A 13,713-nucleotide genomic window follows, 5' to 3' on the forward strand; every position below is an offset into this window, starting at 1 on the left:
ACTGAGGAGTCCCATTTCCCTGTGAAACGAACACCACACATGCTTCCTTTGCGGGGCTTGATTGTGACTGGGCTGCTTGGCCTGGTCGCGAGTAGTTGCAGCCAAGCAGGTGTTGTGCTCGGTCAGAAGCCAGTCGATCTGACTGTGCCAAACGGTATCGACGTCGGTTTCAACCACCGCGCGGTTAGTCGTTATCGCAGTCCGCTCAGTGGCGCCTGGAGGAATGGCGACAATCTCGAACAGATGCTGATCAATGCAATCAATTCTGCCGGGAAAGAGATCTTGGTGGCAGTCCAAGAGCTTTCTCTGCCTCGCATCGCTGAGAGTCTTGTTGCCGCCTCACGCCGAGGCGTGAACGTGAAAGTGATTTTAGAAAACAACTACAGCACTCCCTGGAGCCAGCAACACGAGCTGGATCTGAGCCGTCATGGGCGCAAACGACTCCAGCGCCTGAAAGTTGAGGCCGATCAAGATCAAAGCGGTGTTGTGAGTCCAGAAGAAGAACGAAAGAGCGATGCGCTACTGATCCTTCAGAACGGACAGATTGCTTGGATTGATGACACCGAAGACGGCAGCAAGGGCAGCGGCCTGATGCACCACAAGTTTGTCGTCATCGATGGTGAACGCGTGATCACTGGCAGCGCCAACTTCACCAATTCCGGAATTCATGGTGATGCTGGAGCCACACAAACTCGCGGCAATGTGAATCACCTAATCAACATTCAAAGTCCGGCTCTGGCATCTATTTTTAAAGAAGAGTTTGCTCAGATGTGGGGAGATGGCCCTGGCGGCTCGAAAAACAGTCGCTTTGGACGCAATAAAACCGCCCAGCCTCTGCGGACCATCAAGGTGGGCTCCATGAATGTCAGCGTGCTGTTTCCGCCCCATGCCAAAACACATTCAGGCCATGGACTTGATCTGATTGAGGATCAGCTGGGAAGGGCCAAAAAGACCATTGACCTCGCCTTATTTGTCTTCTCTGCACAGCAACTCACCAACAAACTTGCAGAGCGGATATCCGCTGGGGTGAAGCTGCGGCTGCTTGCCGATCCTGGATTTGCCAGCCGCTCCTTTTCAGAAGTGCTTGATCTTCTCGGCGTCGCCCTGCCCGATCGCTTCTGCAAACTAGAGGCAGGCAATCAACCCTTAACCAAACCACTCAAGGGCATTGGCACTCCACGCCTCGCCCGTGGCGACAAATTGCATCACAAGTTCGCCGTGATCGACAACAAAACAGTGATCACAGGATCCTTCAACTGGTCACCCTCTGCCGCCCACACCAACGACGAAACCCTGCTGGTCATTGAGTCACCACAACTTGCAGCACATTTCACCCGTGAGATGGATCGAATGTGGCGAGGAGCTGAACTGGGGATCACAGCTCGAATGCAGCGCAAGCTCGATCGACAAACAAGAAAATGCGGGAGTGGAGTCCAGCGCAAGGAGACAAACACCAGCACTGGTGCAAAAGGATAAAACTTGTTTGGCTTTGACGCTTAGTCCAGAGCACCTTGCATGACATCACCAACGCTGAACTGCACATTCTTGCGGAACCCAGCAACATCTAATCGGTGCATTAGCAAAGCCGCCGCGAGGAAGCCGATCATCTGCAAGCCAAAGACACCGCCATAGGCACCAAACATATCGCCACCATTCCATGTTTTAAACAGCGTAAGAAGCCCACCACCACTGATCGTGGCAAATCCCCGGGAGTAGGCATACAACGCCCCCCAGATCCCGAGCAATAAGCCCACCCTTCCTGGCTCCACAAAGCTAAACATCAACGTGAAGCTTGCATGAATGCAGATTCCAAGCGACACACCAAAAAGGGTTAATGAAAAATACAAGCTTTCAAACGACTGCCATGGCGCCGACAGCAACATCAGAGCGAGGGAAATCGAAGCAAAAACCGCCCCAAACTGGGCTGTACGAATGTTGCCAATCCTGTGGACTAACTGAAAACCACTGAGGCCAAGTCCAACAAAAAAGCCCACTGCCAAGAAGGCATTCAGTGCCGTTGTGGCACAGATACTCATGTCAAAGACCGCGGCGCCATAGGGCTCAAGCACCGCGTCATTGAGAAACATGCTGAAGGTGAACAGGCACAAAGCACCCGTAAATCGTCCGAACTGAGGAATCGATCGCAAACGACCAATCAATTCAAGCAACGTCAGGGATTCACGCCCGTCCCTGGAGTTGTCTGCCACATCCTGATCGTCCACATCTAGAGATTCTGTTTCCTGATTTGGCAGATCACGTCGCTCCAAACCAAAGACTGACAACACACCAAGACCAAACAGCAGCAGGGGAGTCACCACAATCAGCCGTTCGAGTCCAGCGATGACGGCAGCTTGACCGGCCTCCAAACCACAAGCAGCACCAAAGATCCGATTCACAAGAGCGGTTCCTAACAGAACCCCAAGCAGCCGCATGCCCCAAACCACAGACAACACACGGGGACGCTCGCGGTCCGTCGTGAGATCAACGATCAGAGCAGAGAATGCCGTTCCCCCAGCCGCAACGGCTGTACCGATGGCGATGGAAATCAAGGTCAGAAGTCCCATCCAGGCACCAAAGAAAGGCTGCTCTGCTGAGGGCATGGTTCTGGCGAGTTGCAGCACCACCCATCCCGCGCCTCCAAACAGCAACGACAAGGCAAGCGAACTCAACACGATGAAAGGGGTTCGCCGCAATCGCCCCGGAGGGATTCGATCCGAACGATCACCGAACCAAGCCCGGCTGAACCCCATCAGTTGCTGGGCCCCGAAGGCCAGAGCCGTCAATGCAGCAGAGACGCCAATCTCAGTAATCAGGAGACGATTCAGGAGCCCAAGAATGAGAACCCCGAGGATGCCAAGGCTGAGCTGAAACAAGCCCAGACGCAGACCTAGACGTACGACACGCACAACTGACAAGGGCTGAGCCAATCCATCCATTCACCGAGATGGTAGGCAATGCGAAAAGGACGACCTGGCGGCGTGCGTCCATGCGCTTGTTCTGGCGCCAGAATGGCCCCATGACGTCTCTTCTGCCCGTGCGACTCTCGCCACTCTTTCTTGGGTTAGCGATCCTGGCGCCTTGTTCTGTCCGCGCACAACTGAAATACGTTCCCTTTCCCACGAAGAGTGAATTGAGGTCCCTGCAGCTGCTGGCCTATTCCTGCTCAAGGGAAAACACGGTGGACACCTGTACGCGCACGCGCGAGCTTGCCAATCCACTGATGGACCATCCACGGCTTCCAGCCGCCTGCAAAGACACGGTATGGGAGCTCATGCAAGAAGCAAAACCAGCTACCAACAACAGCTCTCAACGTCGCGACGGCATTGACAGCCCCGCTCGCCGGCTGACCATGGTCTGTGCGGATCCAGAAAAGCGCAATAAACCAAACAATCCCCCTTCAGCGGGATCTACGCCGAGTCAAACCTGAGAAGCTCATCAACAGCTGTAATAACTGGCCTGATCTAAGGCAAGGAACGCACCTGAACAGGTTTAGGTTTTGGGGAACGATGCTGCCTCGTCATGACCCCTTCAATGCCGACGGAACCCACCCAGCGGCAGGTGCAGCTCGAGGCGCCTTTCACCGACCAAAAACCAGGCACCTCTGGTCTACGCAAAAGCAGCCAACAGTTTGAACAGCCTCACTATTTAGAGAGTTTCATCGAAGCCTCTTTCCGCACCCTCCCTGGAATGAAGGGCGGAACCTTGGTTCTCGGTGGAGATGGCCGCTACGGAAACCTCCGCGCCATCGATGTGATCTTGCGCATGGGTGCAGCTCACGGATTGCAGAAGGTGATCGTCACCACAGGCGGCATCCTCTCCACACCTGCCGCCTCAAACCTGATTCGACAACGTCAAGCCATCGGCGGGATCATCCTTTCCGCCAGCCACAACCCCGGTGGGCCTGATGGTGACTTCGGCGTCAAGGTAAACGGAGCCAACGGAGGCCCCACTCCGGCGTCCTTTACGGATGCGGTCTACGACTGCAGCAAAACCCTTAAGAGCTATTCGATTGTTGACGCCCCAGCCATCAGCCTGCAGTCCCCAGGGCAGCACACGATCGGCGAGATGCAGGTCGAGGTGATCGATGGCGTTGATGACTTCGTGTTGTTGATGAAGCAGTTGTTTGACTTCGACAGCATCAGCGCTCTGATTCGCAACGACTTCCCGTTGGCCTTCGATGCCATGCATGCGGTCACCGGCCCCTATGCCAAAACATTGCTGGAAGAGGTCTTAGGCGCACCGGCTGGCAGCGTCCGCAATGGGACTCCCTTGGAAGATTTCGGCGGTGGGCATCCCGATCCCAACCTCACCTACGCGCACGAACTCGCCGACCTTCTCATGAAAGGTGATGCCTATCAATTCGGTGCTGCGTGTGATGGCGATGGCGACCGCAACATGATTCTGGGCAACCGTTGCTTTGTGAACCCAAGCGACAGCCTGGCCGTCCTGACGGCCAACGCCACCTTGGCCCCTGGTTACGCCTCAGGCCTGGCCGGCGTAGCTCGCTCCATGCCCACCAGTGCTGCTGTGGACGTTGTCGCCAAAGATTTGGGGATCAAGTGCTTCGAGACGCCGACCGGCTGGAAATTCTTCGGAAACCTGCTGGATGCTGGCGACATCACGCTCTGCGGCGAAGAAAGCTTCGGAACAGGCAGCAACCACGTGCGCGAAAAGGATGGGCTGTGGGCGGTGCTGTTTTGGCTTCAGATCTTGGCGAAGCGACGCTGCAGCGTCGCCGAGATCATGGCCGAACACTGGAAGCGTTACGGGCGTCACTACTACTCACGCCACGACTACGAAGCCGTTGCCAGCGAGGCAGCGCACGGGTTGTATGACCGCTTGGAAGCCATGCTTCCAAGCCTCATTGGTCAGCCATTTGCAGGCCGCAGGATCAGTGCCGCTGACAACTTCAGCTACACCGATCCGGTGGATCAATCCGTCACCAAAGGGCAGGGACTGCGTGTCCTGCTCGACGATGGAAGCCGAGTGGTGCTGCGCCTATCTGGCACCGGCACCAAGGGGGCAACCTTGAGGGTGTATCTCGAGAGCTACGTCCCAACCACGGGTGATCTTGATCAGGATCCACAGATTGCGTTAGGAGACATGATCCAAGCCATCAATCAGCTCGCCGAGATCACAGAACGCACCGGAATGGATCGTCCAACCGTGATCACCTGATTGGGCTCAGGCGTGCGTGGGTTATTTCTTGAGTGACCCGCGCCTGCCTCGATGGGCATTGGCATGGCGATACAGGGGGTCAACAGCTTCTTCCTGAAGTTGACGGGTGCTTTCAATCGCAAAACCAGCGAGTCCAGACGATGTAATCACCATTAAATAAAACAATCGCATCCTGCGGAGATCAATCTCTGCTGGGGTGTTCTCAATTAAAACCTTCAAGAAGTAGGCAATTGCACAACCAATGATGAGTCCAATCGCAATTGCCACCAACACCCTTGAACCACTAAAAGTCTTTTTAGTCATTAGCTGAGCTGAGGATCAGCAGCAGGCTTGGCATCCGCCTGACCTAGAAGCGTCTTCATCACCACGTAGAACACAGGAACCACCAGGGTGGAAAGGAACGTGGCAACCAAGAGACCGCCAAACACAACCAAACCGAGCGAAGACTGGCTCTGCGCACCAGCTCCACTCGCCAGCATCAAAGGCAAGAATCCCGTTAAAGACGAAATGGCAGTCATCAAGATCGGTCTTAAACGAGATTGAGCAGCAAATCGAGCAGCTTCAAGGGCTGAAATGCCCTCGCCCATTTTTTGGTTGGCAAGATCCACAATCAAAATCGCATTACCACCGGCTAAACCGATCAGCATCACAAGACCCACCTGGGCGTAAATATTCAGAACCTGACCGGCAGCACCTAGAAACACCAAGGCACCAAGTAGAGCAGTTGGTACCGTCAACAAAATGATGATGGGATCCGAATAACTTTCATATTGTGCTGAGAGCACCAAGAACACCGCCAAAATACCAAGGGCAAAAATCACAACAGCCAAGGACCCGGCCTTCACCTCTTCTCTTGAAATACCAGTCCAATCAAATCCCAACCCTTGCAAGTTGGCATCTTTAAAGATCGTCTTCATCGCTGTAATCGCCTGACCTGAGCTTTTACCAACAGCAGGTGTTCCATCAATCTTGATTGAACGATAGAGATTGAAGTGAGGGATGACGCTAGGACCACTGGTGGACTTCACAGTGAAAAACTCAGACAAGGGGATCTGCTCCCCTTTCATGCTGTTCACATAAACTGCCGAAAGCTGCTCAGGAGTGGCCCGGTTGACATCATCAGCCTGCACGTAGACACGTCGAACCTTGCCCTCCTGGAACGTGTCATTCACATACGCCCCACCAAAATTGACGCTAAAGGATTGCATGGCGGAGCCAAAATCAACTCCTAAGGAAGCCATCTTTTCGCGATTTACCTTGATCTCAATCTGAGGTGACTCTGGTGAAAACAAGGTATAGACACGGTTCAGCAATGGATTAGCGTTGCCCGCCTGCATGATCTGACCGGCAGAAGCAAAGAATTGGTTCAATCCATAGGCGCCACTGCTTTGATCCAACAACTGGAATTCAAAGCCACCACCAGCGCCATAACCAGGAATCGAGGGGGGCTCCACCACAAACACCCGAGCACCATCAATCGACATCAACAGTTTTTTGTTCAAGCGTTCAACAATCGCCGCTACAGAGTGATCACTTCCTTGCCGCTCATCCCAATGCTTTGTTCCAAAGAAGAACAAGCCTTTGTTTGGAGCATTTCCATCCAAGCTGGCCCCACTGAATAAGGCTGCAGCAGAAATATCATCCTCAGATCGCAAAACCGCAGCGACTTTTCGGTTGATCGCAAGGGTCGTCTCGTTCGAAACACCATCGGGAGCCTGCACGAAACCGATGGCATAACCCTGATCTTCAATCGGAACAAATCCTCCGGGGATGCGTGTGAATGCAAAACCAGTGAGCAGGATTCCAGCAGCAAGGGCCGCCATCACGATCGGGCGAGCTTTAAGCACCTGATCAAGAACTTTCGAATAGCGCTTTTCAAAGCCTGAGTAAAAGCGATTGAAGTGAATGAAGATCTGAGGAACAAACCAGCCCACAACAAGACCGATTCCCGTGAACAAGATCACAGGGATGAGATTGGTCACACCAACGAGAATCAATCCAACAACCGCACCACCTACGGCTCCAGGCATCCGCAATGGAATCGAGGTGAGCTTCATCGCAACGAAGCCAACCAACGCTCCAACAATCACAGGGACCAGCACCAACGCGGCACCATCTCCCGCACTCAAAAGGCCGTAAGCAAATCCAAGAAACACACCAGCAGTGGCGTATTGCTGTTTGCTCAGCTGTTTTGTGTCCTTCTCCAGAAGAAGGGCAGCGAGCATTGGCGAGAACGTCAGGGCATTGAAGGTGGAGATCCCGATCGAGAACAGAATCGTGGCAGCAAACTGTTTATAAATCGTTCCTGTTGCTCCGGGGAAAAACAACACAGGAAGGAAAACAGCCATCTTCACCAGTGATGTTGCAATCACAGCGCTAAAGAGTTCATCCATGGTGGCCATCGCCGCCTGAACCGATGTCATCCCTTCTGCTTTTTTTGCTGAGGTGTCTTCGACCACCGTGATCGCATCATCAACAACTAAACCTGTTGCCAGAACAAGGCCAAACAAGGTGAGCTGATTAAGGGAGAAGCCGAAGGCGAGCACAAGAGCGAACGTGCCAATCAAGGCCACAGGAATGGCAATGGCCGGGACAAGAGTTGCTTTCCAGTTCTGAAGGAATAAGAACAGAATCAAGACCACGAGAATCACTGCGTCCCGCAGAGAATTGGTTACGCCCTTGATTGATTGGTTGATGAAATCAGTGGTGTCGTAAATAACCTGGGTATCAAGGCCAACAGGAAGCGTCTGTTCAAATTTCTCGATCACCTCCTTCACGCCGTTAGACACTTGAATGGCGTTACTACCAGACAACTGATAAACAGCAACGCCAACAGAAGGTGTGCCCTTGAGATCCATTGCGTCGACCCCATAGGCCTCTCCACCCAGGCTCACGCGACCAACGTCCTTGAGCTTGATCAAGCCACCAGCGTCGGTGGTTTTTAAAACAATATTTTCAAACTCGGATTCCGTGGTCAAACGACCTTGCAATTGCACGGTAAATGTATATTGCTGACCTTTAGGAGCAGGAGAACCTCCGATCTTGCCCGCGGGGACTAGTCGGTTTTGACTCTGAAGTTGCTGAACAACATCAGTTGACGTAAGACTATTTGCCGCGAGCTTTTCCGGATCGAGCCATAACCTGAAAGCAACCTTACGGTTGCCAAAATAGGTAACTTCTCCAACACCAGGGACGCGCTTGATATTATCAGTTAGATTTTTATCTAAATAGCCACTAATCGTTTCAACACTGTATTCAGTTTTAGAAGGATCACTGTTGACAATATTATAAACAAGCAAGGTAGAGTTCGAAGCCTTATTAACCGTGACGCCGGCCTTGCGAACCTCCTCAGGAAGCTGGGGTTCGGCTAGAGAGACTCTATTTTGAACATTAACCTGGTTAATATTACCGTCAGTTCCGCTGTCAAAGGAAACAGAAATAGAACTTACACCATCAGACGAGCTGTTGGAGGTAATGAAATCCATATTCTCCACACCATTAATCTGCTGTTCAAGAACAGTGGTCACACCCTGCTCAACCGAAACGGCATCAGCTCCTACATAAGTAGCCTGTACTTTGACCGTTGGAGGGGCAATGTCGGGAAGATTCTCAATCGGGAGGATTGGAATTGCAATCAATCCCACGATCACAATCAAAAGGCTGCAAACGGTACTAAGAACCGGTCGCGCAATAAAATTATTCGATGCAGACATGAATCAACCTCAGTTTTTAGCTGCAGCAGGTTGTGACCCCGTGCGCTGTGTTTTCACCTGAATCGGCATTCCATGCTTGAGATTGAGGAGATTACTTGTAATCACCTTCTGATTGAGCTTCAACCCTTTTATAACCGGATAACGATTGTTCTGAACCTCACCAATATTGACCGGTGTCTGAAGCGCAAATAGAGCATTTTCTGGCAATTTACCCCTTTCGATACCTTTACCAATCCGTTCGATATCAGCCTTGCCTGGATTTGCCTTTAAGTCGGAGAAGGTACCAACACGAAAGACAAAGCTTTGCCCAGAAGTTTGCGTTACGGCCGCGAATGGAACTGAGATCTGTTGACCTGATTTCAATTGAACTCTGGTCCGAAGACGTTGACCACTCCGCAGTTTGCCATCAGCATTTTTAAATAAAGCCTTCACCAAGAGGCCCTGGGTTTGAGGATTCACTTGCGGATCAATCGACTCGATCTGACTCGTCGCTAAGGGCTTAACCGTGCCAGGCACGCTCAAAATGACGGGTTGACCGATGGCGAGACGATCGCCATAGACCGCCGGGACTTCAACCTTCGCCTCGAGAATATTATTTTGCACCACACTGGTGAAGGGCTGATTTTGTTGCACCACATCACCAACCTTCACCTGAACATTTGCCACGGTCCCTGCGGTTGGTGAGAGCAAATTGCTGTAGCTGAGCTCTGCTTCTAGAGCTTTAACTTTTTCAACCGCCGCAATGTATTTCAAGCGGTAAGAGTCGCGCTGACGCAGCGAAGCAGCTCCAGCATTTGCGAGAAATTCTTCGCGCTCCCAATCCACTTTGGCTGTTGCCGCTCTCGCCCGTTGTTCCGCCAAGGCCGCCCGTGCTTGAACTTGATCCAATACGACGAGCAACTGCCCCGCCTCAATACGATCGCCTTGAGACACCTTGAGCTCAGTGACACGACCTGATGTTTGCGCGGCCAGCTCAACCAACGCATTGGCCTCGAGCGTGCTCACCGTATCAATATCGTCAGTAAATGGAGCTTCAAGGACAGATACTTGCTGGACCGGCAGTGCGGGCGTCTTTTCATCAGAGCCTCCACAAGCACTAACGGAAATGGCTGTTAAGAGCACAGGCAGCAGTGGACGAAAACGCAGCACAAATCCTGTGACAAACGATCGGATTATGGTCGAACTTGAACCCAGTTTCGGTTCGGATCAGGCAAGAATCCATACACCAAGACCATTTAAAGGAGATTGGTCGGTTGGTTGAAGATCTATTCAGCCACCACGGCAACCAGCTAAGACGACGTCAGGCGCCCTTGGCTGACCGTTTAAGGCCCAAATCACTCGAAGAATTTGAGGGCCAAAACGCGATCCTCGCCGAAGGCCGTTTGCTGCGCCGGGCGATCACCGCTGACCGTGTGGGCAATCTGATCCTGCACGGACCGCCTGGCGTCGGAAAAACAACCCTTGCCAGAATCATTGCCACCCACACCCGTGCGCAGTTCAGCAGCCTGAATGCTGTTCTGGCCGGCGTGAAGGACCTTCGTGAGCAAGTGGACGCCGCCAAGAAGCGATTGGAGAACCATGGCTTGAGAACCATCCTGTTCATTGATGAGGTCCATCGCTTCAACAGTGCTCAACAGGATGCGCTGCTCCCTTGGGTCGAAAACGGCACTCTCACCTTGATCGGTGCCACCACTGAGAACCCTTACTTCGAAGTCAACAAAGCCCTCGTGAGTCGTTCACGCCTGTTTCGACTGCAGAGCCTCGAAGCCAACGATCTACGTCAATTGCTCCATCGAGCCCTTCACGACAAAGAACGGGGCTATGGCAATCGTTCGATCACGATCACTCCCGATGCCGAAGCCCACATGGTGGATGTGGCCAACGGTGACGCGCGCAGCCTTCTCAATGCCCTCGAGCTGGCGGTGGAAAGCTCAACGCCTTCCGATCCAGAGGCCACGATTGAGATCGATTTGACCATCGCCGAGGAGTCGATTCAAGAGCGAGCTGTGCTCTACGACAAACAGGGAGATGCCCACTTCGACACGATTAGCGCTTTCATCAAATCCCTTCGGGGCTCCGATGCAGACGCAGCCCTGTTTTGGCTGGCGCGAATGTTGGAAGCAGGGGAAAACCCAAGGTTCATCTTTCGACGGATGTTGATTTCAGCGGGAGAGGACATCGGGCTAGCCGACCCCCAGGCTGTGGTCGTCGTGGAAGCCTGTGCAGCAGCCTTCGAACGCATTGGCCTGCCAGAGGGGCTTTATCCGCTTGCCCAGGCAGCCCTTTACCTCGCCTGCGCCGAAAAAAGCAACAGCACGATGGGACTGTTCGAAGCCATCCGCCTTGTGCGCAGTACACAGAACCAAAATGTGCCAAGCCACCTCCGCGATGCCCATCGCGATGGTGAAGCCTTCGGAGACGGAAAGGGATATCGCTACCCCCACGCCTACAAAGAGCATTGGATCGCACAGAATTACCTTCCCGATGCGCTGCAGGGAGAGGTCTTTTGGACACCGAGCAAGCAGGGGTGGGAGGGGGAACGGCGAGGAAGGATGCTCGAACGTCGGGCTGCTCAGCTCGCCGTCGCAGCAGAGGTGGCCCAAACGCACCCCCTACTCCTCAGTAGTGGTCCAGACCTGCCTGAGATGGAGCGCTGGCTGCATCGACAGCTCGCCCAAAACGATGAGCGTTTGCAAGATCTGCAGCAGCGACTCTGGACCGCAGCGACCTTTCAACGCACCGACAGGGTGCTGGTGCTCGGGGGACGATCCCTGCTCTGGGCCCTGGGTCCCCTGAATGCGGTGCAGGAGGGGAGCGTCACAATCTTGTGCAGCAGCGCTGAAGAACGCGCCCGACTTGAAGCACAGGTGGATCTATTGGATCCACTTCATCGTCCCAACCTCCTCACAGGAGGGTTCAAGGCGTTGCAGGGGCTTCCTCAAGACTGGCAATTCGAAGTTGTGGGAGGTCGATTCAGCAGTGATGATCGCGCTTGGATCGAATCGCCACCGTTTTGGCAGCAACTCCAATGGAAGCTGTCACCTGGCGCTCAGCTCCACGTCCTACTCAGCCAAACAGCCATCGGTCCAGCGGCAGCGCTCTCAGAGCAATGCCCTGGGTTCAGTGAAGTCCTGTCGGAACTCATCGAAAAGGAACAGCAGTGGCTTCTAACCCAGCAGCTTGATCAGCTCGTCCGGCAGCAGCTCGAAAACCTCTCAACCGCAGTCACCACAGAGCAGTGGCAGGAATCTCTATCACTCCCAATAGACGAACGCCTGTTGAAACGCTGGCTGGGAGAGGACCGTCCTTATCGATCTCTGATCAATCGCTGCTGCCAGCCAGAAAAAGTGCTCAGCACACTGCAGCAGCTCTTGCAAGCGAAACGGGGAGGGCAACTTCCACAGCCCCTGATTCATCAGCGGCTTGACTGCACGATGTTGTCCTCGTAGCAGCCAGCCATAAAAAAAGCCCCGGCATTGCCGAGGCTTGAAAGGGCCGAAGCCGTTCGATCACCAGAGGCCGCGAACTGGAGCTGCCATAGGAGCAGCAGCGCGAGGAGCGGGAGCAGCAGGAAGGATCTGCTTGGCTTGCACACAAGCGGGCAGGAAGACGTACCAAGACATCAGTGAAGTGGCCTGGGCGCCATCAAGACCGTCCTTACAGACGTTCTGGGAGCCATCAGATGCACCGTTGTCAGCCAGAGCGAAATCAACGGGGAGAGCATTCAGGATGCCGGCAGAAGAGATCTGGCCGTCAGCAGCATCAAGGATGATGGCGGAGCGAAGAGCAACAACGGCTGTCTTTTGCTTCATCCAGTAGGGGTAGTAGCTCTTGGTCTGATCTTCCAAGAATGCAACGCCATCGCTGGAATACAGGAAGCGTGAAACGCCAACGAGGTCAACCTCGTAGGAGCGAGTCATGCCCTCTTGGATTTCTTCTGCAGTCCAACCGGAGTTGTTGATTCCACCTTGGAGGCCGCGATCGGTGATTTCACCGTCAGCGAAGAAGGTTTTGAAGGCTGAAGAATTGGTGGACCAAACAGCACCACCGGTTTTCCAGCGCACAGGGTGCTTGGCGGCTTCGGCTGAAACAGCCAGAGTTGTGAGAGAAGCGGCGGCAAGAACGCCAGCAGCAAGACGTGTGAACACGGACGATGGAGATATAGACATCCCTTAAAATTTAGGCGCAGGAAAATAAAATGCCAACAAAAATGTAGGGACCAGTACAGAAAACTGTCCCTAACACGCACTAACAGGATCATCCCACTAGGGGTATCAAAACGAGACTCGCGACTCTCGCTCTAACAGCGCCTTGCAGGGCTCAGAGCTCTGGGATCTCAAACGCCCTCCATCCTTCGGGGCAAACCGCAGCCATCTGCTCAGTGGAAGCAGGGGGTAGGCCTCGACACTGAACGCGCACAAGCTTGGAGCCATTGAAATGAACGATCGCAACGTAGCTTTCACTCCCGCGCTTGGGAGTTAGCCAGAGGCGCGTACTGCTGGCTTGCGTTTCAACTCTGACGTCCATGGTTTCATCGCTGCTCAAACCGAGATCAATCAGTGATGACGCAAATTGTCCCCAGTAGAAGCTGGCGAGCTGGCCGCGAACGAACGCCCTAAGCAAGGTTTCGGCTTGGCGACGTTGATTCAAGGTTGCCTCTTGATCATCGAGCTGCTCAACAAGACGCGCATCCATTGGGAGACCTACATCTCCTGGAGAGAACACCTGCGTTTGACGGGTCGCGATCAGGCCAAGGCCCCCTAATAGCAAGGCGGCCACCGCCGTGGGCAAAGATCGCATCCAAGATTGAGTCACGCCAACA

10 protein-coding genes are annotated in these 13,713 nt (G+C 53.7%); 4 read left to right on the forward strand and 6 right to left on the reverse strand.

Annotated features, from left to right (window positions below; all coding sequences use genetic code 11):
• Positions 1–39: 39 nt before the first annotated feature.
• Positions 40–1,476 (forward strand): phosphatidylserine/phosphatidylglycerophosphate/cardiolipin synthase family protein, encoded by a 1,437-nt coding sequence (locus SynMVIR181_RS11325; RefSeq protein ID WP_186590650.1) that lies wholly within the window; start codon positions 40–42, stop codon positions 1,474–1,476.
• A gap of 20 nt (positions 1,477–1,496) precedes the next feature.
• On the opposite strand, the gene SynMVIR181_RS11330 is transcribed toward SynMVIR181_RS11325, so the two are convergent.
• Complete coding sequence (locus tag SynMVIR181_RS11330; RefSeq protein WP_370593849.1) at positions 1,497–2,927, reverse strand: MFS transporter; 1,431 nt, start codon at positions 2,925–2,927, stop codon at positions 1,497–1,499.
• 89 nt (positions 2,928–3,016) lie between these two features.
• Here SynMVIR181_RS11330 and SynMVIR181_RS11335 point away from each other — a divergent pair, with 89 nt between their 5' ends.
• Positions 3,017–3,427 carry a hypothetical protein gene (locus tag SynMVIR181_RS11335; RefSeq protein WP_186589301.1) on the forward strand — a complete coding sequence of 137 codons (411 nt, stop codon included), beginning with the start codon at positions 3,017–3,019 and terminating at the stop codon, positions 3,425–3,427.
• 92 nt (positions 3,428–3,519) lie between these two features.
• Positions 3,520–5,178, forward strand: a complete 1,659-nt coding sequence (locus SynMVIR181_RS11340; RefSeq protein ID WP_186589302.1) for an alpha-D-glucose phosphate-specific phosphoglucomutase — start codon at positions 3,520–3,522, stop codon at positions 5,176–5,178.
• A gap of 21 nt (positions 5,179–5,199) precedes the next feature.
• Here SynMVIR181_RS11340 and SynMVIR181_RS11345 read toward each other — a convergent pair whose 3' ends face one another.
• Genes SynMVIR181_RS11345 through SynMVIR181_RS11355 form a run of 3 tightly spaced genes read right to left on the reverse strand, consistent with a single transcriptional unit; the run spans position 5,200 to position 10,040 of the window.
• Entirely contained in the window at positions 5,200–5,481 is a 282-nt protein-coding gene (locus SynMVIR181_RS11345; protein ID WP_186589303.1) for a hypothetical protein, read from the reverse strand.
• Entirely contained in the window at positions 5,481–8,891 is a 3,411-nt protein-coding gene (locus SynMVIR181_RS11350; RefSeq protein WP_186589304.1) for an efflux RND transporter permease subunit, read from the reverse strand. Before SynMVIR181_RS11350 ends, SynMVIR181_RS11345 begins: the two co-directional genes overlap by 1 nt.
• Before the next feature lie 9 nt (positions 8,892–8,900).
• Positions 8,901–10,040: an efflux RND transporter periplasmic adaptor subunit gene (locus SynMVIR181_RS11355; RefSeq protein WP_186589305.1), complete on the reverse strand. Its 1,140-nt coding sequence runs from the start codon at positions 10,038–10,040 to the stop codon at positions 8,901–8,903.
• A gap of 104 nt (positions 10,041–10,144) precedes the next feature.
• Here SynMVIR181_RS11355 and SynMVIR181_RS11360 point away from each other — a divergent pair, with 104 nt between their 5' ends.
• Positions 10,145–12,340: an AAA family ATPase gene (locus tag SynMVIR181_RS11360; RefSeq protein WP_186589306.1), complete on the forward strand. Its 2,196-nt coding sequence runs from the start codon at positions 10,145–10,147 to the stop codon at positions 12,338–12,340.
• 60 nt (positions 12,341–12,400) lie between these two features.
• Here SynMVIR181_RS11360 and SynMVIR181_RS11365 read toward each other — a convergent pair whose 3' ends face one another.
• Both SynMVIR181_RS11365 and SynMVIR181_RS11370 read right to left on the reverse strand, forming a co-directional pair.
• A complete protein-coding gene (locus tag SynMVIR181_RS11365) occupies positions 12,401–13,060 on the reverse strand; it encodes an alpha/beta hydrolase (RefSeq protein WP_186589307.1) in 660 nt (219 codons plus the stop codon).
• 151 nt (positions 13,061–13,211) lie between these two features.
• Positions 13,212–13,691, reverse strand: a complete 480-nt coding sequence (locus SynMVIR181_RS11370) for a thymidylate synthase (RefSeq protein WP_186589308.1) — start codon at positions 13,689–13,691, stop codon at positions 13,212–13,214.
• Between the last annotated feature and the right edge of the window lie 22 nt (positions 13,692–13,713).

It is taken from the genome of Synechococcus sp. MVIR-18-1 (assembly GCF_014279835.1).
Classification (GTDB): Bacteria; Cyanobacteriota; Cyanobacteriia; order PCC-6307; family Cyanobiaceae; genus Synechococcus_C.

Coding starts and splice junctions, on each gene's coding strand:
- SynMVIR181_RS11340 (WP_186589302.1), top strand. CDS start 3,520: ATGACCCCTTCAATGCCGACGGAACCCACCCAGCGGCAGGTGCAGCTC.
- SynMVIR181_RS11365 (WP_186589307.1), bottom strand. CDS start 13,060: ATGTCTATATCTCCATCGTCCGTGTTCACACGTCTTGCTGCTGGCGTT.
- SynMVIR181_RS11325 (WP_186590650.1), top strand. CDS start 40: ATGCTTCCTTTGCGGGGCTTGATTGTGACTGGGCTGCTTGGCCTGGTC.
- SynMVIR181_RS11370 (WP_186589308.1), bottom strand. CDS start 13,691: ATGCGATCTTTGCCCACGGCGGTGGCCGCCTTGCTATTAGGGGGCCTT.
- SynMVIR181_RS11350 (WP_186589304.1), bottom strand. CDS start 8,891: ATGTCTGCATCGAATAATTTTATTGCGCGACCGGTTCTTAGTACCGTT.
- SynMVIR181_RS11335 (WP_186589301.1), top strand. CDS start 3,017: ATGACGTCTCTTCTGCCCGTGCGACTCTCGCCACTCTTTCTTGGGTTA.
- SynMVIR181_RS11345 (WP_186589303.1), bottom strand. CDS start 5,481: ATGACTAAAAAGACTTTTAGTGGTTCAAGGGTGTTGGTGGCAATTGCG.